Source organism: Pseudomonas sp. Bout1, assembly GCF_034314165.1.
Taxonomy (GTDB): domain Bacteria; phylum Pseudomonadota; class Gammaproteobacteria; order Pseudomonadales; family Pseudomonadaceae; genus Aquipseudomonas.
In genome coordinates, this window is the sequence record NZ_JAVIWK010000001.1 from 4,840,759 (window position 1) to 4,861,555 (window position 20,797).

The 20,797-nt window shown below is 62.8% G+C and carries 21 protein-coding genes; 9 read left to right on the plus strand and 12 right to left on the minus strand.

Annotation, left to right across the window (positions count from 1 at the left end; genetic code table 11):
* Positions 1 to 12: 12 nt before the first annotated feature.
* From RGV33_RS22440 to pedF, 3 genes are read right to left on the minus strand one after another with little or no spacing between them, the layout of a single operon-like run.
* Positions 13 to 774, minus strand: coding sequence for a quinoprotein dehydrogenase-associated SoxYZ-like carrier (locus RGV33_RS22440; protein WP_322146186.1), 762 nt, complete (start codon positions 772 to 774; stop codon positions 13 to 15).
* Between the two features lie 9 nt (positions 775 to 783).
* Positions 784 to 1,659, minus strand: a complete 876-nt coding sequence (locus RGV33_RS22445) for a substrate-binding periplasmic protein (RefSeq protein ID WP_322146187.1) — start codon at positions 1,657 to 1,659, stop codon at positions 784 to 786.
* 3 nt (positions 1,660 to 1,662) lie between these two features.
* Positions 1,663 to 2,124, minus strand: coding sequence for a cytochrome c-550 PedF (gene pedF / locus RGV33_RS22450; protein WP_322146188.1), 462 nt, complete (start codon positions 2,122 to 2,124; stop codon positions 1,663 to 1,665).
* A 254-nt stretch (positions 2,125 to 2,378) separates the two neighbouring features.
* Here pedF and exaA point away from each other — a divergent pair, with 254 nt between their 5' ends.
* Complete coding sequence (gene exaA, locus RGV33_RS22455; RefSeq protein WP_322146189.1) at positions 2,379 to 4,271, plus strand: quinoprotein ethanol dehydrogenase; 1,893 nt, start codon at positions 2,379 to 2,381, stop codon at positions 4,269 to 4,271.
* A gap of 59 nt (positions 4,272 to 4,330) precedes the next feature.
* The gene (locus RGV33_RS22460; RefSeq protein ID WP_322146190.1) at positions 4,331 to 4,978 is read left to right on the plus strand and encodes a pentapeptide repeat-containing protein; all 648 of its coding nucleotides are present in this window, start codon (positions 4,331 to 4,333) and stop codon (positions 4,976 to 4,978) included.
* On the opposite strand, the gene RGV33_RS22465 is transcribed toward RGV33_RS22460, so the two are convergent.
* Genes RGV33_RS22465 through RGV33_RS22475 form a run of 3 tightly spaced genes read right to left on the minus strand, consistent with a single transcriptional unit; the run spans position 4,979 to position 7,001 of the window.
* Positions 4,979 to 5,617, minus strand: a complete 639-nt coding sequence (locus RGV33_RS22465; protein WP_322146191.1) for a response regulator transcription factor — start codon at positions 5,615 to 5,617, stop codon at positions 4,979 to 4,981.
* A complete protein-coding gene (locus RGV33_RS22470; RefSeq protein WP_322146192.1) occupies positions 5,614 to 6,876 on the minus strand; it encodes a histidine kinase in 1,263 nt (420 codons plus the stop codon). Before RGV33_RS22470 ends, RGV33_RS22465 begins: the two co-directional genes overlap by 4 nt.
* Before the next feature lie 2 nt (positions 6,877 to 6,878).
* Positions 6,879 to 7,001 carry a hypothetical protein gene (locus RGV33_RS22475; RefSeq protein ID WP_322146193.1) on the minus strand — a complete coding sequence of 41 codons (123 nt, stop codon included), beginning with the start codon at positions 6,999 to 7,001 and terminating at the stop codon, positions 6,879 to 6,881.
* Between the two features lie 157 nt (positions 7,002 to 7,158).
* Here RGV33_RS22475 and RGV33_RS22480 point away from each other — a divergent pair, with 157 nt between their 5' ends.
* The 6 genes from RGV33_RS22480 to RGV33_RS22505 all read left to right on the plus strand — a co-directional run bounded on the left by RGV33_RS22480 (position 7,159) and on the right by RGV33_RS22505 (position 12,186).
* Complete coding sequence (locus tag RGV33_RS22480) at positions 7,159 to 8,343, plus strand: ABC transporter substrate-binding protein (protein ID WP_322146194.1); 1,185 nt, start codon at positions 7,159 to 7,161, stop codon at positions 8,341 to 8,343.
* A gap of 28 nt (positions 8,344 to 8,371) precedes the next feature.
* Positions 8,372 to 9,331, plus strand: coding sequence for a YVTN family beta-propeller repeat protein (locus RGV33_RS22485; protein WP_322146195.1), 960 nt, complete (start codon positions 8,372 to 8,374; stop codon positions 9,329 to 9,331).
* Positions 9,328 to 10,059 (plus strand): ABC transporter ATP-binding protein, encoded by a 732-nt coding sequence (locus RGV33_RS22490; RefSeq protein WP_322146196.1) that lies wholly within the window; start codon positions 9,328 to 9,330, stop codon positions 10,057 to 10,059. Before RGV33_RS22485 ends, RGV33_RS22490 begins: the two co-directional genes overlap by 4 nt.
* Positions 10,056 to 10,847: an ABC transporter permease gene (locus tag RGV33_RS22495; RefSeq protein ID WP_322146197.1), complete on the plus strand. Its 792-nt coding sequence runs from the start codon at positions 10,056 to 10,058 to the stop codon at positions 10,845 to 10,847. Before RGV33_RS22490 ends, RGV33_RS22495 begins: the two co-directional genes overlap by 4 nt.
* Positions 10,848 to 10,956: 109 nt before the next feature.
* Positions 10,957 to 11,496 (plus strand): PQQ-dependent catabolism-associated CXXCW motif protein, encoded by a 540-nt coding sequence (locus tag RGV33_RS22500; protein ID WP_322146198.1) that lies wholly within the window; start codon positions 10,957 to 10,959, stop codon positions 11,494 to 11,496.
* A 24-nt stretch (positions 11,497 to 11,520) separates the two neighbouring features.
* On the plus strand, positions 11,521 to 12,186 hold the full coding sequence (locus tag RGV33_RS22505; protein WP_322146199.1) for a response regulator transcription factor: 666 nt from the start codon (positions 11,521 to 11,523) through the stop codon (positions 12,184 to 12,186).
* A 36-nt stretch (positions 12,187 to 12,222) separates the two neighbouring features.
* On the opposite strand, the gene RGV33_RS22510 is transcribed toward RGV33_RS22505, so the two are convergent.
* From RGV33_RS22510 to RGV33_RS22530, 5 genes are all read right to left on the minus strand, one after another.
* A complete protein-coding gene (locus RGV33_RS22510; RefSeq protein ID WP_322148723.1) occupies positions 12,223 to 14,481 on the minus strand; it encodes a NahK/ErcS family hybrid sensor histidine kinase/response regulator in 2,259 nt (752 codons plus the stop codon).
* Complete coding sequence (gene nosP, locus RGV33_RS22515; protein WP_322146200.1) at positions 14,450 to 15,607, minus strand: nitric oxide-sensing protein NosP; 1,158 nt, start codon at positions 15,605 to 15,607, stop codon at positions 14,450 to 14,452. The genes RGV33_RS22510 and nosP overlap by 32 nt, the downstream gene beginning before the upstream one ends.
* Positions 15,608 to 15,722: 115 nt before the next feature.
* Entirely contained in the window at positions 15,723 to 16,898 is a 1,176-nt protein-coding gene (locus RGV33_RS22520) for a porin (RefSeq protein WP_322146201.1), read from the minus strand.
* A 171-nt stretch (positions 16,899 to 17,069) separates the two neighbouring features.
* The gene (locus RGV33_RS22525) at positions 17,070 to 17,876 is read right to left on the minus strand and encodes a sulfite exporter TauE/SafE family protein (RefSeq protein WP_322146202.1); all 807 of its coding nucleotides are present in this window, start codon (positions 17,874 to 17,876) and stop codon (positions 17,070 to 17,072) included.
* A 9-nt stretch (positions 17,877 to 17,885) separates the two neighbouring features.
* Positions 17,886 to 19,130 (minus strand): FAD/NAD(P)-binding oxidoreductase, encoded by a 1,245-nt coding sequence (locus tag RGV33_RS22530; RefSeq protein WP_322146203.1) that lies wholly within the window; start codon positions 19,128 to 19,130, stop codon positions 17,886 to 17,888.
* Positions 19,131 to 19,310: 180 nt separating this feature from the next.
* Between RGV33_RS22530 and RGV33_RS22535 the strand changes: the two genes are divergently transcribed.
* A complete protein-coding gene (locus tag RGV33_RS22535; RefSeq protein ID WP_322146204.1) occupies positions 19,311 to 20,174 on the plus strand; it encodes an MBL fold metallo-hydrolase in 864 nt (287 codons plus the stop codon).
* A gap of 118 nt (positions 20,175 to 20,292) precedes the next feature.
* Here the strand turns inward: RGV33_RS22535 and bkdR are convergent, their stop codons facing one another.
* The gene (gene bkdR / locus RGV33_RS22540) at positions 20,293 to 20,778 is read right to left on the minus strand and encodes a Bkd operon transcriptional regulator BkdR (RefSeq protein ID WP_003212855.1); all 486 of its coding nucleotides are present in this window, start codon (positions 20,776 to 20,778) and stop codon (positions 20,293 to 20,295) included.
* Positions 20,779 to 20,797: the final 19 nt, after the last annotated feature.

The following is a 20,797-nucleotide window of genomic DNA, read 5'->3' on the forward strand; positions in this document are numbered from 1 at the left end:
CGCTCCTTCTGGTCAGGGAATGGCTGCATCAAACTCATTGCCGCTGTTGTCCCGCAGCACCAGGCGGGTTGGCCCTGCGCCTTCGATGTCAAATGCCAGGTTGGGGTTTTCACTGACCGCCGGGAACAGTTCAAGGTCGGCCAGCACTTGCCCGGCCTGATCCTGCAGTTGCGCGTGGTTGATAAAAAACTCGGGGATGCCGTTGATCATGCCGTTGTCCATGGGGTGTGCCACCTGTACCCGCAGGCGGCTGAACTCACCACGCGGATAACGCCCACCCAGCACTTCACCGATATGCTCCTCCCAGCCCGGCTGCGTGCGCACCACGCTTGGGGCCGTGCAACCACCGCCCGCCGCATCGATCAGGGTCGAGCCGACGTGCCACACGCCGTCCTCCGTCAGCACCGCCGCACGCAACGGCGTGGCCTGTTCAATGCGGATGCGCAGCGACAGCCACGGCAGCACCCGGGCCCGGGGCTGAAAATCGACGATTTTGGGCAACGGATTGAGTTCGGCCCAGGCAACGATTTTCAGCACCTGGCCCTTGAACGCCCGGGCGTCGATCTCCAGGGGCACCTGCCGGGCATCTTCGGCAAACGGCGGCGCCAGCAGCCTGACCCGCTGGTCGAACACAAACGGCGCATCGCCCAGCATCTGCTTGTGGTAGAAGTCCCACATCACTGACGGCACCGGGTCCTTGCCGGGGTCGACGTCTACCCCATAGGCCGCCAGCGGCAACCAACAGGCCAATACGCAACACGCTCGCCAGTTCATCGCCTGCTCCTATTGGTACATCTCGGGCACTTCGTAGCGCAGGCCGTAATGGCTGTAGATCGCTTGCAGCGTGCCGTCGCGGATCAGGCTTTCCAGCGCCTCCTCCACCGCATACGCCAGCTGACGGTTGCTTTCATGCACGGCCATACCGATTTCCCAGCGTTGCTTGCCCATGTTCGGGTACGCATTTTCCGCGAGGGCCAGCTGCGCGTCGTGGGCCTGGTGTACCTGCCAGTCGATTTCCCCGCGCATGCCCATCACCGCATCGACTTCCCCGGCCTTCATCGCCGCAAAAGCCTGGGGCACGCCGGGGTAGTGACGGGTGTGCCCGGCAAGCATGCCGTTGAACACCGAGGTCAGGTAAAACGAGGGCACGCTGTCGACCTCAACCCCGATGGGGTGCTGCTCGAACACCGCCACACTGCCCACGCTGTCCAGGCGGCGGCGGTCATACGCTACTTGCCATTGTTCATTCTGGTAGGGCCCGAACATCACCACATGGCCGTTTTCCAACTCGCCCTGATCGTTACGTTTTTGCGCGTAATCGTGGTCGTAGGGGGCACGCATCATCAGGTCGGCCAGTTGCTGATTATGCAACTGGCTGCCGCGCCAGATGTAGTCGCGCAGGTCGTCGTCGAGTTTCTCGCCGGCGGGGGCCCAGATCAGCGTCAGGCGCACCCCCAGCGCCTTGGCCAGGGCCTGGGCGAGTTCCACATCGACCCCACGAGGCGTGCCGGCGTCTTCAAAACTGTAGGGTGCGAAGTCCTTGTACACCGCCACTTTCAGTTCGCCGTCGGCGATCATCTGGTCATAGCCGCGCACCTGCGCCTGCGCGACCTGGCAGCACAGCATCAGCACGCTGAGTACGGCAGCAAACAGGCGCATCCGCTATTCCTCGACGTGCACGGTGTCGAGGTAGGTCCGCACCGCCCACAGGGCTTCCTGGCTCAGGTAGTCCGCCATCTTCGGCATATACACCCGGCCGTCCCGCACGGCGCCGTGGCGCACCCGCTCGACGAACCACTCATCGCCGGCGTCGCCCACGTCCAGCATGCGCAAATCGGGAGCGATGCCACCGGACTTGGCTTCCAGCCCATGGCAGGCAGCGCAGTTCTGGTTGTAGGCCGACGAGCCGATTTCCACCGCCTTGTCGTGCTCCGGGGAGGTGCGATAGGGGTTCACCGCCGCCCATCCATCCGCGTCGACCGCTACGCCGGCGTCCTTGACCGACGTCAGGCCCTTGGTTTCCACCGCCTGCGGCACCACGTTGCCGTGTGCCCACAGGTTACCGGCACTGACGATGCCGGCCAGCAGACCGGCCACAAGCAAGGCGTTGCGTTTTGTTGTCATTATTTTTGCCCTCAGGATTGCACGCAAACCTCTATGCAGAGGCTATGGCACCCATCTTAGAAACCCCTGGGGGCACGCCGTATGCTGCTTTGGTGGCCGCCCTCTACTCCCTTGGTAGTAGGGCTTGTGGGGCACACCCAAATCAGATGCCGTTCGGGAAGTTGTCCCGGCAACACCGGGAGTTTTTCCGTATCCACCCACCGCACGCAGGCAGCACCCTGTGCAGGCCAAAACCTCCACTGGGAACTGCAACCATGACAATAAGATCGCTACCCGCCCTCTCACCTTTAAGCCTCGCCCTGCAGGCTTTTCTGCTGGTGGGCAGCCTGTCCCTGAGTGCTGCCAGCCTCGCCGCTGGCGAACCTGCAAAAACCACGCGCAACGTCACCTGGGAAGACATCGCCAACGACCACCTCACTACCAAGGACGTGCTGCAGTACGGCATGGGCACCAATGCCCAGCGCTGGAGCCCGCTGGCCCAGGTCAACGACAAGAACGTGTTCAAGCTGACGCCGGCCTGGTCCTACTCGTTCGGCGATGAAAAGCAGCGCGGCCAAGAGTCCCAGGCCATCGTCAGCGACGGCGTGGTGTACGTCACCGGTTCCTACTCCCGTGTGTTCGCCCTCGACGCAAAGACCGGCAAGCGCCTGTGGACCTACAACCACCGCCTGCCCGACAACATTCGCCCGTGCTGTGACGTGGTCAACCGTGGGGCGGCGATCTTTGGCGACAAGATCTACTTCGGCACCCTTGATGCACGCTTGATCGCCCTCGACAAAAACACCGGCAAAGTGGTGTGGAACAAGAAGTTCGGCGACCACGCCGCCGGCTACACCATGACCGGCGCCCCCGTGCTGATCAAAGACAAGGTCACCGGCAAGGTACTGCTGATTCACGGCAGTTCCGGCGATGAATTCGGCGTGGTCGGCCAGCTGTACGCCCGCGACCCGGACACCGGCGAAGAAGTCTGGATGCGCCCGTTCGTGGAAGGCCATATGGGCCGCTTGAACGGCAAGGACAGCACCACCACCGGCAATGTAAAAGCACCGTCCTGGCCGGATGATCCGACCACCGAAACCGGCAAAGTCGAAGCCTGGAGCCACGGCGGCGGCGCCCCGTGGCAGAGCGCGAGCTTCGATGCCGAGACCAACACCATCATCGTTGGCGCCGGCAACCCGGGCCCGTGGAACACCTGGGCGCGCACCTCCAAGGACGGCAACCCACACGATTTCGACAGCCTCTACACCTCGGGCCAGGTTGGCGTAGACCCCAGCACCGGCGAAGTGAAATGGTTCTACCAGCACACGCCGAACGATGCCTGGGACTTCTCCGGCAACAACGAGCTGGTGCTGTTCGACTACAAGGACAAGGACGGCAAGGTTACCAAGGCCACCGGCCACGCCGACCGCAACGGCTTCTTCTACGTGGTGGACCGCACCAACGGCAAATTGCAGAACGCGTTCCCGTTTGTCGACAACATCACCTGGGCCAGCCACATCGACCTCAAGACCGGTCGCCCAGTGGAGAACGAAGGCCAGCGTCCCGCCAAGCCATTGCCGGGTGAAACCAAAGGCAAGTCGGTGGAAGTCTCGCCGCCGTTCCTCGGCGGCAAAAACTGGAACCCCATGGCCTACAGCCAGGACACCGGGCTGTTCTATATCCCGGGCAATCAGTGGAAAGAGGAATACTGGACCGAAGAGGTCAACTACAAAAAGGGCTCGGCGTACCTGGGCATGGGCTTTCGTATCAAGCGCATGTATGACGACCACGTCGGCACGCTGCGGGCGATGAACCCCACCACCGGCAAGGTGGTGTGGGAGCACAAGGAACACCTGCCGCTGTGGGCCGGCGTGCTCGCGACCAAGGGCAACCTGGTGTTCACCGGCACTGGCGACGGGTTCTTCAAGGCTTTCGATGCAAAAACCGGCAAGGAGCTGTGGAAGTTCCAGACCGGCAGCGGCATCGTCTCCCCGCCCATCACCTGGGACCAGGACGGCGAACAATACATCGGCGTGACCGTCGGTTACGGCGGCGCCGTGCCGTTGTGGGGTGGCGACATGGCCGAGCTGACCAAGCCGGTGGCGCAAGGCGGGTCGTTCTGGGTGTTCAAGATCCCGAGCTGGGATGTGAAAACCGCTCAGAAATAACCCTGTGCGGTGAGGGGCTCCCCCTCACCGCACGTCCTCCTGCCATATGAGGTCCGTGTATGAAATACCTGCCCTTTTTGCTGTTACTCAGCTTGCCGCTCGCCCACGCCGACGACGGCGACGACGCGCCCCTGATCATCAACGGCTGCACCATCGCCGAACACAGCCAATGCCCCGGCGCCAACCTCAAGGGCGCCAACCTGAGCAATCAGGACCTGAGCCACATGAACCTGGCCGGCGCCGACCTGCGGGGCGCCGACTTGCGCCACGCCAACCTCGACCTGGCCAACCTGGAAAAAGCCCAGCTGCAGGGCGCCAACCTGACCCGCGCCAGCCTGCAACAAAGCAACCTGCGGTTGGCCGACTTCAGCGGCGCCACCTTGATGGCGGTTCAAGGCTGGGGCCTGTTTGCCCAAGGCGCGCAATTTGCGAATGCCAACCTCAGCGCCGCCTACCTGCAATTCGCCCGCCTGTCGGGGGCCAAGTTGCACAAGGCCAACCTGCGGGCAGCGGACCTGGAGATGACCTGGTTGAGCAAGGCCGACCTGCAAGGCGCCGACCTCAGCGATGCCAACCTGCAGGAAGCCAAGTTCAGTGAGAGCAACCTGGAAAAAGCCACGCTGACCGGAGCACGCCAGCATTACGCGAACTTTCAGGATGCCAATATGGAAGGTTGCACCGGCTGCCCGACCACCTGGGACCGGTGATCAGCCAGCCACCCGAACCACGCCCATATCAATGCCCAAGTGCACCAGCTCGGCATGGGAGGTTACCTGTAGCTTGCTCTTGAGCAAGGTCAGGTGATTGGATACGGTCTTGCTGCTGATACTCAGTTGCTCGGCAATCACCCGCGCCGGCGTGCCCTTGGCCAACATCACGAAAATCTCCAGTTCGCGCTGGGTCATGCTTTGCAGACGCGGGTCACTGGCGTTGTGCTGCGCGTGGCACGCCAATTGGGTGGCCAGGGGCTGTTCGATATAGGCATGGCCGTCAAGGATGCGCCGTACGGCCTCGATCAACACCTCGGGCGCCGAGCTTTTGGTCAGGTAGCCGGATGCCCCCGCCTCCAGGGCCTGGCGCACCAGTGGCAGTTCATCGTGCATGCTGAAAAACAGCACCCGCAATTGCGGCAGGCGCTGGCGCAGGCGCCGGGTGGTTTCCAGGCCGCTGATGCCCGGCAAGCCAAAGTCCATGATCACCAAATGCGGCACCGCCTCCTGGACCCGCAGCAGCGCCTCCTCGCCACTCGCCGCTTCGCGCACTTCAATGGCGGGCAACAGCGCACGCAACAGGCTGGCGTAGCCTTGGCGAACCACCGCATGGTCGTCGACAAGCAGAATATTCATGACGCCTCCAAAGGCATGTTCAGCGCCAACGCCCATCCGGCACCGGGCTGGCTGATGATCTTCAATTCACCGCCCAGGCAGCGGGCCCGCTCGAACATCGAATGCAACCCCACGCCCGGGCGCTGGGGCGGCTGCGCCCCGCAGCCGTTGTCGCGCACCAGCAAGCGCAGGCGCGTGCCGCCATAGTGCAGGCGCACCCGCACGCAACTGGCGTCGGCATGCCGGGCGATGTTGGTCAGGGCTTCCTGAAGCACGCGGTACAGATGAGCTTTGTCGCCGGCACAAAGCGCCGGCAGGTGCGCGCTGACCCGCAGTTGGCAATTGATACCGTGGCTGGCCTGCCACTGCCCGACCAGCATCGCGAACGCTTCGGCCATCGGCAGGTGTTGCAGCGCCACCGGATACAAGTCATGAACCAGGGTGCGGAACCCTTGCTGCAAGTGTTCACAGTGATCCTCCAACAACCCCACGGTGCGGGCCAGGGTTTCAGGTTGGTCGCTGACCAGGCGCAACAGGCACGCCTGGGCGCGAATGCCGGCCAGGTATTGCCCCAGGTCGTCGTGCAGGGTTTGCGCCAAATGGGTGCGCTCTTGCTCCTGCACCGCCAGCAGGGTTTGGGTCAGCCGAGTGTTATCGGTGCGGGCTTGCTCCAGGGTGCTGGTCATGCGGTTGAAATGCAGCGCCAGTTGTCGTGCCTCCGGCAGGCCTTCGCTGCGCAGGCGCACATTGAGTTGGCCGCTGCACACCTGCTGCAAGGCCCGCAGCAATTCGTCCAGCAACCCCATCCCGCGCCGCACAGCCCAGCGGATCGTCAACAGGCTCAAGGCCAGCGCCAGCGCGCACAGGCTGAGGAGCTGTTGCAGGGAATCCCAGACTTCGTCGATTTCATCCCGCGGGTCGACAGCGATGGACACCCGGCGTCCGTCCTGCAAATCCAGGACACGGGGGTGCTGGCGCTGCGACGCAAACAGCTGGCGACCGAGCCACGCATCCATCCCGTCCTCGCTGGGCACGCGCGCCGCTTCGCCCGGCGCCAGCCAGCGTACCCGCACATGGCGCAGGCTGGCGGTCAGCCGGGGTTGCAGGCTGACGGGGTCACGCTCGGCGGTTTCACTCAGGTATTGCACCACCGCCTCGGCCGATTGCAGCTCGCGCTCGACGTCTGCCATGGCCTGATGCAGCAGCAAGACCATGCACGCGCACGTCACCACGGCAAAAAAGCCGCACACCCACAGGTTGATCCTCCAGAGTGCCGACATGCCTAGTGCACCGTCATCGCGGGCATTACCTGCACCGGTGCCTGGCGCGGGGCATGGAGTTTATCGACGCCGATCAGGCTCACAATCAGCAGGAACGGCAACAGCAGCGCCTTGAGGACTCGCATGATCGTTCAACTCCTGAATGAGGGCCGTGGCTGTCCATGCTAAAACCGCGCCGCGGCGGGCGAGTTACTACCTTGGTACTGCCTCAGCGGTACTTTCTGCATATTTGCAGGCGGCACGCGGGTTCCTATGCTGGCGCTACCTGTCATGGAGTGCCTTATGCGCCAGCTCGCCTCGTACGCCTTGTTCTACCTGCTGGCGGTCGCTTGCGCCGCTGGGCTGGCCAGCGCCAGCCAGGCAGGCGAGGCGCCCTTGCAGGTGCAAATCGGCTACCTGGGCTATCGCCCCGACCCGGGCCCGCTGCTGTCCAACGTCATTCCCGAACCTGGCGATGCCGGCCTGCGTGGCGCCGAACTGGCGATTACCGACAGCAACAGCACCGGGGCGTTTCTCAATCAGCGCTACAGCCTGGCCAGCGCCACGGTGGACAACCCGCAAGCACTGCTCGACGCTGCAAAGGCCCAGCACGAACAAGGCCTGCGCCTGTTTGTGGTGAACGCACCCGCGGCCAGCCTGCGCCAACTGAGCGCCGCCCTGCCCGACAGCCTGCTGTTCAACGCCGGCAGCCCTGATGACAGCCTGCGCAGTACCGACTGCCTGGGCAACGTGCTGCACACCTTGCCCAGCCGCGCCATGCTGGCCGATGCCCTGGCGCAGTTTCTGGTGGTGCGCAAATGGCAGCGGGCCCTGTTGATCGTTGGCCCCACCGAAGATGATCAAGCCTATGCCGCCGCCCTGCGTCGCGCCGCCAAGCGCTTCGGCGTGCAACTGGTGGCGGAAAAAGCCTGGCGTTTCGACAATGATCAGCGTCGCAGCGCCCAGGCGGACATGCCGCTCTTCACCCAGACCGCCGAATACGACGTGGTGCTGGTGGCCGACGAACGCGGTGACTTCGGCGAGTACGTGCCTTATCAAACCTGGTACCCGCGCCCCGTGGCCGGCACCCAGGGCCTGACGCCCACTGGCTGGCACAAAACGGTGGAAACCTACGGTGCTGCCCAGTTGCAAAAACGCTTCGAAGCCCTGGCCGGGCGCTGGATGAATGACCGCGACTTCGCCGCCTGGATGGCAGTGCGCAGCGTCGCCAGCGCGGTGAGCAAGCTACGCCAGGCAGACCCCATGGTGATCCGCCAACTGGAAATCAGCGAGCAACTGCCCCTCGACGGGTTCAAGGGCCGCAAACTCAGCTACCGCCCCTGGAACGGCCAACTGCGCCAACCGATTCCCATCGTGCAACCCCGCGCGCTGGTCAGCACCTCGCCCCAGGACGGTTTCCTGCACCCCTTCAACGAAATGGACAGCCTGGGCTACGACAAACCTGAAGTGACCTGCCGCTTTCCCTGAACGCACCCACAATAATAAGGAATCCGCCATGCGCCGCACCCTGCTCTCATGCGCCCTGCTGCTTGCCGCCGGGCATGCCGTGGCCAGCACCGCCTGGGTCTCCAACGAGAAAGACAACAGCCTGAGCCTGATCGACATGCAGACCCTGCAAGTCACCGACACCCTCAAGGTCGGCCAGCGCCCCCGGGGCCTGTTGCTGTCCCACGACAACAAGCTGCTGTACATCTGTGCCAGCGATTCGGACCGGGTGCAGGTGATGGACGTCGCTACCCGCACGATCATCAAGGAACTGCCGTCAGGCAAGGACCCCGAGCAATTTGCCCTGCACCCCAATAATCGCTGGCTGTATGTCTCCAACGAAGACGATGCACTGGTGACAGTGATCGACACTGAGACTTCCAAGGTGCTGGCCCAGGTCAACGTCGGCGTGGAGCCCGAAGGCATGGCCGTCAGCCCCGACGGAAAATGGGCGGTAAACACCAGCGAAACCACCAACATGCTGCACTGGATCGACACCAGCACCCAAACCCTGGCCGATAGCACGCTGGTGGATCAGCGGCCACGGTTTGTGGAGTTCAACCACGACGGCTCGCAGCTGTGGGCCTCGGCGGAAATCGGCGGCACCGTGACCATCCTCGACGTGGCCAGCCGCGCCATCCTCAAGACCCTGACCTTCAAGATCAAAGGCGTGCACCCAGACAAAGTGCAGCCGGTGGGCATCAAACTCAGCGCCGACGGCAAATATGGGTTTGTGGCGCTGGGCCCGGCCAACCATGTGGCGGTGATCGACGCCAAGACCTTTGAGATCCTCGATTACCTGCTGGTGGGCCGTCGCGTCTGGCAGATGGCATTTACCCCGGACCAAAAGCAATTGCTCGCCACCAACGGCGTCAGCGGCGACGTGTCGGTGATTGATGTGGACAGCCTCAAGGTCATCAAGTCGATCAAGGTCGGACGCTACCCGTGGGGCGTGGTGGTCACCCCATGAACGCGCTGGACGTCAGTGACCTGAGCTTTGCCTATGGCCCCAAGCAGGCCCTGCGCGAGGTGAGTTTCAGCCTCGCGCCGGGACGATTTTCCGCGCTGCTGGGGCCCAACGGCGCCGGCAAGTCGACCTTGATCGCCCTGCTCACCCGGCTGTACGACCTGCAAACAGGCGACATCCGGGTGGGCGGTCACTCCTTGCGTGATGCACCACGCCCGGCCCTCAAGCAACTGGGGGTAGTGTTCCAGCAAAGCACCCTGGACCTGGACCTGAACGTGGAACAAAACCTGCGCTATCACGCCGCGCTCCACGGCCTGTCCCGTCGCCAGAGCGCCTTGCGCGTCGACGCCGAACTGGCCCGCCAGGGGCTGGCCGAACGACGCCGCGAACGGGTGCGCGAACTCAACGGCGGCCACCGCCGCCGCGTGGAAATCGCCCGCGCGCTGCTGCACGACCCCCGCTTGCTGTTGCTCGATGAGGCCAGCGTAGGCCTCGACCCGGCCAGCCGCCTGGCCCTGAACCAACACCTGCGCAGCCTGTGCCGCGAACAAGGCATCACTGTGCTCTGGACCACCCATCTGCTGGACGAAGTACAGCCCGACGATACGTTGATGATCCTGCACCAGGGCCGCCTGGTGGCTTGCGGGCAAACCGATGCCTTGAGCCAGGAACACGGGGGTGACCTGAGTGCTGCCTTCGCCCGGCTGACGCCTTCGGGCGCCGCGCAATGAACGCGTACTGGCAGTGTCTGCGCGGCATCGTACTGCGCGAATGGTTGCGCTTTGTGCTGCAGCGCACGCGGTTCCTCAGCGCCCTGGTGCGCCCGCTGCTGTGGTTGCTGGTGTTCGCCGCAGGCTTTCGGGCGGCCCTGGGTATTTCGGTGATCGAACCGTACGACACCTACATTCCCTACGAGGTGTACATCATCCCGGGGCTGGCTTGCATGATCCTGCTGTTCAACGGCATGCAGGGCTCGCTGTCGATGGTGTACGACCGGGAAATGGGCAGCATGCGCGTCCTGTTGACCAGCCCCCTGCCCCGTACCTTCCTGTTGTGCAGCAAGTTGTTGGCCACCTCGTTGATTTCGTTGCTGCAGGTGTACGGGTTCCTCGGTATCGCCTGGGTCTACGGCGTGCAACCGCCGGCCATGGGCCTGTTGATCGCCTTGCCGGCGTTGCTGCTGGTGGCCTTGATGCTCAGTGCCCTGGGCTTGTTGCTGTCCAATGCGATCCGTCAGTTGGAGAACTTTGCCGGGGTCATGAATTTTGTGATCTTCCCGCTGTTTTTCCTGTCTTCGGCCCTGTACCCGTTGTGGAAGATGCGCGACTCCAGCGAATGGCTGTACTGGTTGTGCGCCATCAACCCGTTCACCCATGCCGTTGAGCTGGTGCGCTTCGCCCTGTATGAACGCTTCAACGGCCTGGCGTTGGCGGTGTGCCTGGGCCTGACCCTGGTGTTCTCGCTGTTGGCGGTGCTGACCTTTAACCCTCAACATGCCGCATTGCGTAAAAAAGGCTGAAGCGGGCCAAAACCAGTACTTTGGTACTGGTTTACCTGTCTATCGTCGCATTCCCAAGGCATCGATCCTGGCCTGTAATGGGCGCATAACGATAAGGAATGGACCCGCCATGCTGCCCGCTCGATTTTCACTCCTGGCACTGCTGTGCCTGCTCTGGGCCACTGCCCATGCCGACACCGCGCTGTTTTCCAGCGACGGCTACCGCATCACCCTGTACCGCAGCCCCACGCCCGAGCAACTGGCGGGCGCGACCATCGTCGACACCCAGGCACTGCAAGCCTTGCTGCGCCAGACGCCGGCACCGGTACTGATCGACGTCTACCGCCGCCAATGGCTGCAAGGGCGTTTCATCGAAGACCAACCCCACGCCAACCTGCCTGGCAGCCATTGGCTGGCCAACACCGGCGACGGCGACCTGACGCCCGAGTGGCAAGGCTATTTCGCCCGTCATCTGTACCGGCTGACGTCGGCAAACCTCACGCAACCGCTGGTGTTCTATTGCCGCTCCGATTGCTGGCTGAGTTGGAACGCGGTAAAACGAGCCGCCAGCCTGGGCTATACCTCTGTGTACTGGTACCGCGACGGTCTGGATGCATGGGAAGCGGCAAAGCTGCCTGTTGCGCTCGCGCAACCCGAGCCTTTTCAATAATCAAAAATAATAAGGTGAACGGCCATGTACAAAATTCTGATTGCCGACGATCACCCACTGTTTCGCGAAGCGATCCACAACGTCATCAGCGACGGTTTCCCGGGCAGCGAAGTGATGGAAACCGCCGACCTGGACAGCGCCCTGGTCCTGACCCAGGCGCACGATGACCTGGACCTGATTCTGCTCGACCTGAACATGCCCGGCATGCACGGCCTCAATGGCCTGATCAACCTGCGCAACGAGTCACCGACGATTCCGGTGGTGATCGTCTCGGCCGAGCAAGACAAGCAGATCGTGCTGCAAGCCATCACCTATGGCGCGGTGGGGTTTATCACCAAGTCCTCGCCAAGGCTGCAAATGACCGAGGCGATCCAGCAGATTCTCAACGGCAATGTGTACTTGCCGCCAGACATCATTCGCAGCCAGAAAACCGGCACCCACCGGCGGATGAACGAGAACCCGGGGTTTGCGCCTGAGCTGCTGCAGGCCCTGACGCGCAAGCAGTTGCTGGTACTGGAGCGGATGACCAAGGGCGAGTCGAACAAGCAAATTGCCTATACGCTGGAGATTGCCGAGACCACGGTGAAGGCCCATGTGTCGGCGATTTTGCGCAAGCTCAATGTGCACAATCGGGTGCAGGCGATCCTCAGTGCCGGGGACATCGACTTCGGCGCGTACCTGCGCCGCTGACCCCACGGGGCACCAGCTCCCGCGTTGGTGCGCTGCTCATTTGCCCAGCAAGTGACTCATCGCGGTCTTGAGCTTCATCGGTTTGACCGGCTTGTGCATCAGCATATGCCCCAACTCCCGAATCTGCCGCTTGAGCTCATTGCTGTAATTGGCGGTGATCATCATCGCCGGAATCGCACTGGCCCGCCGCGCATTGATGCGGGCCACGGCGTCCACGCCGTTCTGCTCGTCGTCCAGGTGATAGTCGGCAATCAGCAGGTCTGCTTCGGCGTGGTAATTGTCCACCTGGCGCGCCAGGTCCTGCTCCGACAAGGCCGTCACCACCCGGCATCCCCAGCCTTCCAGCAAGGTACGCATGCCCGCGCAGATCGCCGCGTCGTTGTCCAGCACCCACACCCGCGCACCTTGCAAACGCTCCAGCATCGGTTCGCTCATCAGCGGGATCGGCAAGGCCTTCGGCGCGGTGGCGCTTAACGGTACTTCCACGGCAAACATCGACCCTTTGCCCGGCCATGAGCGCACGGTAATTCGGTGCCCCAGGATCCCGGCGATCTTTTCGACGATGGCCAGGCCCAACCCGAGCCCGCGATCCTGGTCCGGCCGCTGCACGTCGCCGCGCTTGAACTCCTGGAAAATCTCCTCCAGCCGCTCTTCGGCAATGCCCATGCCGCTGTCCCAGACCTGGATCGACAAACGCTGGTGGTGCCGACGACAGCCCAGCACTACCCGGCCACTGTAGGTGTAGCGGATGGCGTTGCTCAGGAGGTTGCGCAGGATCCGCGCCAGCAACTGGATGTCGCTGCGTACCAGCGCCGAGCAACCGATGAAGTGCAACTCCAGCCCCTCGCTGCGGGCCAGTTGGGTGTACTCGGCGGCCAGGTTGTCCAGCAGTTCACTCAGGGCGAAGGGTGCGATATCGGCCTTGATCACCCCGGCGTCCAGTTTGGAAATATCCACCAAGGTGCCCAGCAGGTTTTCCACATCCTCCAGCGAATTGCTGACATTGCGCACCAGGGTTTCGCTGGCCACCGGGTCGCGGCGCTCCATCAAGGCACTGGTAAACAGCCGCGCGGCGTTGAGCGGTTGCAACAGGTCATGGCTGACGGCGGCAAGAAACTTGGTTTTCGACAAGTTGGCCCGCTCGGCCTCCAGCTTGGCCTCGCGCAGGCGCGACTCCATGCGACGGCGTTCGTCGATCTCAAGCAACAACTGGTTATTGAGGGAGGTCAGCTCGGACGTGCGTTGGCGCACGCGCTGCTCCAGGTTCTGGTTGGCCTGGTGCAAGGCTTCGGCGGTGCGGCGACGCTCGGTGATGTCGCGGATCAGCACGAAGATCCCCACCACTTCACCGCTGGCCAGGCGGTTGGGCACGTAGGAGCGCAACATGTAGCGCTCCTGGTTGTCGAGGTTGGTTTCGGAGAATTCGAAGGTCACGCTCTCGCCGGCCAGAGCCCGGGCCACGTAGGCATCGAGGCGCTGGTAATGCTGCTGGCTGTGCACCTCCAGCAGGCTGCGCCCGAGCATGGCACCCGGGTGGCAGCAGTACCATTGCTCATACACCTTGTTGGTAAATTCGTAGACCAGGTCGGCGTTGAGGTAGGCGATCAGCGCCGGCACGTGGTCGGTGATCAGGCGAATCCAGCGTTCGCTTTCCTGGGACTTTTGCGCCACGGCCTGTTCCCGACGCAGGGTTTCAGCGAGCTTTACGTCGGTAATGTCGGTGAACAGGATCACCCGGCCGCCGTCCCGGGTCGGCCGTTCGCTGACTTGCAGCCAGCGACCATCATCCAGGCGATAAAACAGGGTTTCGTCGCCGTGCCCCAGCGCCTCTTCGGTGAACAGGCCGTTGACGGTCATCAACCGCTTGACCTCGGCCAGGCGCATGCCCGCCACGATCTCCACGCGGCTGTTGTTCCAGAACGCCTTGAAACGGCTGTTGAACAGCAGGATGCGCTGGTGTTGGTCGAACAGCACGAACGCGTCGGAGATGCTCTCGATGGCGTCAATCAGATGCTGGTGAGCAGTTTCTGCCCGCAGGCGCGCGTCACTGAGCAGGTGGTTGCTGGCCTTGAGCTCGGCCATCGCCTGGTTAAGGGCGTCGGTGCGTTCGCGCACTTGTTCGGCCAGCACCACCGAGTGCTGGAACGCCGCATACGGGTCGTTGCCACGGGTCACGCCGGACTCGATGCGCTCGATCAGCGCCGCGTTGATCCGCACGAGTTTCTGGTTGTCCTTTTCCAGGCTGGCCAGCCGCGCCTCAAGTTCAGCGCGGTCCAGGGGCGCGACCTCGGGCAATGGCAACCCCGGTGAAGGTCTGGTTGATATGCATGCCATTGAACTGTTCTCCGTAGGTGTTGAACCCCATCACCCGCTGGTCGCGCAGAAAGCCGCCGATGTGCTCCAGGGCGCCGCTGTCTTCCAGCTCCAGGCGCCTGAGGAAGCAGTCGCAGCCAAGGGTCAGCAGCAGCTCGCCGAGGCGCGCTTGCAGGCCATCGAACAGGCGTTCGAGGTTTGGCAGGATCTCCCCAGGTGTCATGACCGTCAGGACGATGCCGTTTTCCACCGCACAGTAGAAACTCAGGCTCAGGTCCGGGTGCACCTGCTGAATTGCGCGCACGTAGTATTGGTTGTTGATGCGCACCGCCAGGGGGTGGGCGGCGAAAACCCGGTAATCGAGGTCGGCGACCGCTACGCCAATGTGCCGGGCATACTCTTGGGCCGCAGGTTCGGCATTGAGCTCGAACACCCGGCGCGAAGCGCTGTCGGCGCCGGTCACCACCAGTTTTTCTTCCCGGGGCAGGATGTGGTGGGTGGTGAAGACTTCAAAATCCAGCCAGGTGTTGACCAGCACTACCACCGCCGCGCCGCTGTGGAATTCACCACCGAAGTACACGTGGGTGTGAGTCAGGCGGTTGTCATCACCGGCGGAGCCGCCGAAGTGGGGGATGTCACCCAGGGCCGCGCTCAAGGCGGCGAGGACCATTTCTTCGCGGCTGGACAGGCCATCGAGCAGCGTCAGGGCAAAGCTGTTGCCCTTGATCGGCGCCAGGGTGTTGCTGCGACAGCCGCCCACCAGGCGCTCGACCATTTGCTGGGCGTCGATCAGGCTGAAGTGTTCCACCTGGTCGATCAGTTCGGTGGCGATGGAAAAATGCGAGTGATCGAAGCCGACGGCCGTGATGCAGTTGCGGCCGTAGCCCTGTGGAGTGATTTCGCCAGCGCTGGTGCAGCCCACCAGGCGGATGGCGCCGAAGCTGTGTTGCAAGGCCTGGCCCAGGGCGTGCAGGTCGTAGGAGGCAGAGCAGAAGAACAACACAAACCCCAGCCGTGGGTGCAGCAGCTGTCGGGCCAGGTCATCTGCCGCCTGGCACGGGTCGGTGGCCTCTGACATGGCACTGGCGACGCCCTCGTTTTGCTGCATGGTCGACTCCCCACTATGAGGCATGAGTGTACGAAGGCTGCGCAGTGGGACCTATGCTACTTGGGTAGCGGGTAGGGGATTCGATGGGATGAGAACCCCCGCCCTCTTCCAGGGCCTACCAGGTCAGCACGGCACCCAGGGCAACGGTGTCGGTGTCTTCGTCCTGCGCACTGCCCTCATGCCCGCGGATCTGGAACTGGTTGTACTCGGCCACCAGTTTCAGGTTGTCGTTGATGTCATGAAACAGCGCGATCCCGCGGGTCTCATAGTCTGCACCGCTGCCGACCACGCCATTACCGTCATCCTTGGTCTTGCCGTAGGACAGCGCCAGCCGGTTCTTGCCCAGCTTGTACGAACCCTGCAGCAGGTAACCGTTGCTATCGACATTACGCAACGTCGCCTCGCCGGCATTGTTGGTATAGAACGGGTTGATGCCCTTGGCCTGAAAGCCCGAACCTGTCAGCGACAACCCGCCCATTTTCGCCTGTACGCCGTAGCCCACGCCTTTGGATGTCACCGACGCCACGTTGGAGTCAGTGTTGTCGGAGGTCTGGTAGCTGCCGTTGACCCAGCTGTAGACCTTCGCCCCGCCCACGTCGAACTGGTAGGTGATCTCGCTCTCGGTGCGCGGGTTCTTCTGGTAGGCCTTGCCCAGCGGGCTGCTGTCGTTGGTGTCTACCGGGTCCATGATGCCCACGGCGATCCGCAACCCGTCCATCACCGGGGTGCGGTAGGTGATCTGCGAGGTGGGAAACGGGTACGGATAACCGCTGCCGATATTGCCGAACGACACCCCGCCGCCGTCCACCAGCCCGAGGCTGTCGCTGACCTGGCCGTAACCTGCCAGCAGTTCGTCGAGCAGGATGTTGGACCGGGCAAACAGGCCAAAGTCCTTGCCGATCAACACCTCGCCCCACTCCGGGTTGGCGACCGTGCCGTAGAACTGGCGCACATCGATGGCGGTGTCGGTGCCATTGGTTTCGCTGTCGTTGATGGTGACCCAGAAGGACGCGCGGGCACCGAGCTTGAGGTCGTCGACCTGCTTGCCCATGTTGAAGCCCAGGTAGTTGGGCAAAAAGCCCATTTTTACCCGCGCCTGGCGCCGGTCGTATTGGTCACCGGCGCGGTCGACGTTGCTGTTGACGTAGAAGGCGTTGATGTAGCCGTCGGTGGAAAACGTGGTTTCGTCCTTGTCATACAGCATGATCTCGGCGTCGGCGACCGAGCTGAGGCCCAGGCCGACGATAAAGGCAGGCAAGAAACGACGGGTAAAATTTTTATTCTTATGCATGGCGCGCTCCGCAGCGGGGGACGGGATGTCGGAGGCGATTATCGAAAGCATGATGGCAGCGTCATACGCTGCCTTGGAGGGAGCTGCGGGGTGCTTTGGACGCGCAGCGGGCACGCAACAAGTTGGATGTAAGACGGGCCTCGCGAAAGGCCCGCCACTTAGGGTGTAAGCCTAAACGACTGCCCTCCACAACATGCCGACCGCCACCAGCACACACAGGCTGGCGAACCCGACTTGCAGGGTGCGCGCCTTGATCACCGAGCACAGGCGCCGGCCGGCCAACATGCCGACAATGCTCGCAGCGATAAATACCCAGCCCATCGGCTCGATACTCACCCCGGCGTGAAACGCACCGATCACACCGATCAACGAGATCAGGCTGATCACCATCAGCGAGGTGGCGACGATGCCGCGCATTTGCACATCGGTCAGTTGCTTGAACGCCGGTACGATCAGAAAGCCCCCGCCCACGCCGAGCAAACCCGATACCGCACCGGTCACCGCACCCAGGGCCGCCAGGGTGGCGGTGCATTTGGCGGTCCAGGAAAAACGCCCGGTCTGTTGGTCGAGCATGCAGTTCTTCTGGCCCCAGGACGCGCTGCCGTGGTCGCTCGGCCCGGCCTCACGCTTCTCGCGCTGCAGCATGCGCCAGGCCACCAGCACCATCAGCGCGCTGAACAGGCCCATCAGGGCTTTCTCCGGCATCTGGTGCGCGAAGAACACTCCCAGCGGCGAAAACAGTGCGCCGAGCAGCGCAATCAGCAGCGCCGCGCGGTAACGCACCAGGCCATGGCGCAAGCCGTCGACGGCCCCCACGGCGGCGGCCGCGCCCACGGCGAACAATGACACCGGCGCGGCTTGGGTCATGGTCAACCCCAGCCCCAACACCAACGCCGGGACGCCCAGAATGCCGCCCCCGGCCCCGGTCAAGCCCATGACCAGCCCCATCAATACGCCCAGAAAACTTGCCAGCAGCATAGGGTTGCCTCAATCCACCTTGGCCAGACGGGTCAGCCACTCGCGGCCCTTGAGCATGCCGTTCCAGTAGAACCATGGCAGGAAGCGCGCCTTGAGGAACCACGCCGAACGTCGCGCCACGGTGGGGTCGAGGGGAAAGGTCGGCAGCAGCTTGCCGCCATAGCCGAACTCGGCCAGCACCACCTTGCCCTTTTCCACCGTCAGCGGGCAGGAGCCGTAGCCGTCGTACTTGAGGGGCAGCGGCGCCTGTTTGCGCAGGGCGAGCAGGTTTTGCGCAACCACCACGATTTGCTTGCGCACCGCCGCAGCGGTCTTGGCGTTGGTGGTGGAGCACACATCGCCCAGGCCGAAAATGTGGGGATAGCGCAGGTGTTGCAGGCTCTGGGGGTTCACCTCGCACCAGCCGGCGGCATCGGCCAGGGGGCTTTGGCGGATAAAGTCCGGGGAAACTTGCGGCGGCACGACGTGCAGCAGGTCGAAGGTTTTCTCTTCGACGCGTACGTTGCCTTCAGCGTCCTTGATTTCGAACCAGGCCTTGCGCGCCGGGCCGTCGACCTTGACCAGGTTGGAGTTGAACGCCAGTTGCGCCGAGTACTTTTCAATGTACTTCATCAGCGGCGGCACGAAGGTCGGCACGCCGAACAACGCGGCGCCGGCCAGGTTGAATTCAACGTGGATGTTCTTCAGGTCACCCTGCTTGAGCCAGTGATCGCACGACAGGTACAGGGCCTTTTGCGGGGCACCGGCGCACTTGATCGGCATGGCCGGCTGGGTGAAGAGCGCCTTGCCGTGCTTGAGTTGCTGCACCAGCTTCCAGGTGTAGGCGGCGTGTTCGTAGCTGTAGTTGGAGGTCACGCCATTCTGGCCGAGGGTCTCTGGCAGGCCTTCGATCTTTTCCCAGGCCAGGCGCAGGCCCGGGCACACGATGAGGTTTTTCCAGGTAACGCGCTGACCGCTGTCGAGCACCAGGGTTTGCTCATCGGGCAGTAACTCACTGACCGCGGCCTGGACCCAGGTGACGCCGTTGGGCAGCACATCAGCCATGGGGCGTACGGTTTTGGCAACGTCATAGGCGCCGCCGCCCACCAGCGTCCAGGCCGGCTGGTAGTAGTGGTGGTCGCTCGGCTCGATCAGGATGATGTTCAGGTGCGGGTCGCGCTTGAGCAGGCTGGCCAGCAGGCCGATGCCTGCCGAGCCGCCACCGATGACAACGATATCGCCACTGATGGTAGGTCCCCAGTGTTGGTCGTTCATGGTCTATGGCCTTTTTTTGGTTAATGCACGCAAGGGTCGTTGCCGTATGGCATCACGCCCCAGCTGTTTGCCACCACGATGCCATCCTTTGCCTCGGGTCATTCAATTCACTTAAGCTCGCAAGGTTATGTGGAAAACCCACTGAATGTAAGCCGCCATTAGCTATCCGGGAAACCCGTCATGTCAGCGTTGATTCAATCCTTTCTGGACGAGGCGTCGTCGACCTACACCTACGTCGTCTATGAAACGGACGGTGGCCAGTGTGCCATCGTTGATTCGGTGCTCAATTACGACCCGGCCTCCGGGCGTACCGGTACTGGCCAGGCTGACCAGGTGATCGCGTTTGTGCGCGAGCATGGTTTGCAAGTGCAGTGGTTGCTTGAGACCCATGCCCATGCGGATCACCTGTCGGCGGCGCCGTATTTGCGTCGTCAGTTGGGCGGCAAGATCGCAATTGGCCAGTCCATCAGCAAGGTGCAGGGGGTGTTCAAGAACCTGTTCAACCTGGAGCCGGAGTTTCGGGTGGACGGGTCGCAGTTCGACCAGCTGTTTGCGCCGGATGAGGTGTTTCATATCGGCAACCTGAAGGCCCAGGCGCTGCATGTGCCGGGGCATACGCCGGCGGACATGGCTTACCTGATTGAAGACCAACTGATTCTAGTGGGCGACACGCTGTTCATGCCGGATGTGGGCACGGCGCGCTGCGATTTCCCAGGTGGTGATGCGCGCCAGCTTTACGCGTCGATGCGCACGTTGTTGGCCTTCCCGCCGCAAACCCGGTTGTATGTGTGCCATGACTACCCGCCTGAAGGCCGCGCGGCCAAGTGCCTGACCACGGTGGCGGAACAGCGGGCGGGCAATATTCATGTGCATGACGGGGTGGATGAGGCCGCGTTTGTCGAGATGCGTACCACGCGGGATGCCGGGTTGGGCATGCCGACATTGTTGCTGCCGGCGATTCAGGTGAATGTGCGGGCCGGGGTGATGCCGCCGGCGGAGGAGAATGGGGTGGTTTACCTGAAGATTCCGCTTAATCAACTTTGAAATACATTACCCATTGTAGGAGCTGGCTTGCCAGCGATGGCGGTGTTTCAGACAGCGCATCTGGTGGCCGATACTCCGCTATCGCTGGCAAGCCAGCTCCTACAGGGACGGTGGGGTATTAACCGAGGTTGATGCCATTGGCCGGTAGCGGCAGCGCGGTTTTGTAGCGCACTTGCTTGAGGGCAAAGCTGGAGCGGATGTTGGCGACACCCGGGACTTTGGTCAGGAAGTCCATCATGAAGCGCTCCAAAGACTGGATGGTCGGCACCAGCACCCGAATCAGATAATCGGGGTCGCCGGCCATCAGGTAGCACTCCATCACTTCGGGGCGATCCGAAATCGCCCCTTCAAATTGCTGCAAGGCCAATTCGTTCTGCTTTTCCAGGCTGACGTGGATGAACACATTGACGTGCAGCCCCAGCAGGTCGGCGTCCAGCAGCGTTACCTGGTCGCGAATCAGGCCCAATTCTTCCATCGCCTTGACCCGGTTGAAACACGGCGTGGGCGACAGGTTGACCGAGCGGGCCAGGTCGGCGTTGGTGATGCGGGCGTTCTCCTGAAGGGCGTTCAGAATGCCGATATCGATACGGTCCAGTTTGCGCATGAGACAAAACCACCTGTTT

Excerpts from the sequence above, each read along its gene's own strand:
- RGV33_RS22440 (WP_322146186.1), bottom strand. The coding sequence starts at position 774 with ATGAACTGGCGAGCGTGTTGCGTATTGGCCTGTTGGTTGCCGCTGGCG.
- RGV33_RS22445 (WP_322146187.1), bottom strand. The coding sequence starts at position 1,659 with ATGCGCCTGTTTGCTGCCGTACTCAGCGTGCTGATGCTGTGCTGCCAG.
- pedF (WP_322146188.1), bottom strand. The coding sequence starts at position 2,124 with ATGACAACAAAACGCAACGCCTTGCTTGTGGCCGGTCTGCTGGCCGGC.
- exaA (WP_322146189.1), top strand. The coding sequence starts at position 2,379 with ATGACAATAAGATCGCTACCCGCCCTCTCACCTTTAAGCCTCGCCCTG.
- RGV33_RS22460 (WP_322146190.1), top strand. The coding sequence starts at position 4,331 with ATGAAATACCTGCCCTTTTTGCTGTTACTCAGCTTGCCGCTCGCCCAC.
- RGV33_RS22465 (WP_322146191.1), bottom strand. The coding sequence starts at position 5,617 with ATGAATATTCTGCTTGTCGACGACCATGCGGTGGTTCGCCAAGGCTAC.
- RGV33_RS22470 (WP_322146192.1), bottom strand. The coding sequence starts at position 6,876 with ATGTCGGCACTCTGGAGGATCAACCTGTGGGTGTGCGGCTTTTTTGCC.
- RGV33_RS22475 (WP_322146193.1), bottom strand. The coding sequence starts at position 7,001 with ATGCGAGTCCTCAAGGCGCTGCTGTTGCCGTTCCTGCTGATTGTGAGC.
- RGV33_RS22480 (WP_322146194.1), top strand. The coding sequence starts at position 7,159 with ATGCGCCAGCTCGCCTCGTACGCCTTGTTCTACCTGCTGGCGGTCGCT.
- RGV33_RS22485 (WP_322146195.1), top strand. The coding sequence starts at position 8,372 with ATGCGCCGCACCCTGCTCTCATGCGCCCTGCTGCTTGCCGCCGGGCAT.
- RGV33_RS22490 (WP_322146196.1), top strand. The coding sequence starts at position 9,328 with ATGAACGCGCTGGACGTCAGTGACCTGAGCTTTGCCTATGGCCCCAAG.
- RGV33_RS22495 (WP_322146197.1), top strand. The coding sequence starts at position 10,056 with ATGAACGCGTACTGGCAGTGTCTGCGCGGCATCGTACTGCGCGAATGG.
- RGV33_RS22500 (WP_322146198.1), top strand. The coding sequence starts at position 10,957 with ATGCTGCCCGCTCGATTTTCACTCCTGGCACTGCTGTGCCTGCTCTGG.
- RGV33_RS22505 (WP_322146199.1), top strand. The coding sequence starts at position 11,521 with ATGTACAAAATTCTGATTGCCGACGATCACCCACTGTTTCGCGAAGCG.
- nosP (WP_322146200.1), bottom strand. The coding sequence starts at position 15,607 with ATGCAGCAAAACGAGGGCGTCGCCAGTGCCATGTCAGAGGCCACCGAC.
- RGV33_RS22520 (WP_322146201.1), bottom strand. The coding sequence starts at position 16,898 with ATGCATAAGAATAAAAATTTTACCCGTCGTTTCTTGCCTGCCTTTATC.
- RGV33_RS22525 (WP_322146202.1), bottom strand. The coding sequence starts at position 17,876 with ATGCTGCTGGCAAGTTTTCTGGGCGTATTGATGGGGCTGGTCATGGGC.
- RGV33_RS22530 (WP_322146203.1), bottom strand. The coding sequence starts at position 19,130 with ATGAACGACCAACACTGGGGACCTACCATCAGTGGCGATATCGTTGTC.
- RGV33_RS22535 (WP_322146204.1), top strand. The coding sequence starts at position 19,311 with ATGTCAGCGTTGATTCAATCCTTTCTGGACGAGGCGTCGTCGACCTAC.
- bkdR (WP_003212855.1), bottom strand. The coding sequence starts at position 20,778 with ATGCGCAAACTGGACCGTATCGATATCGGCATTCTGAACGCCCTTCAG.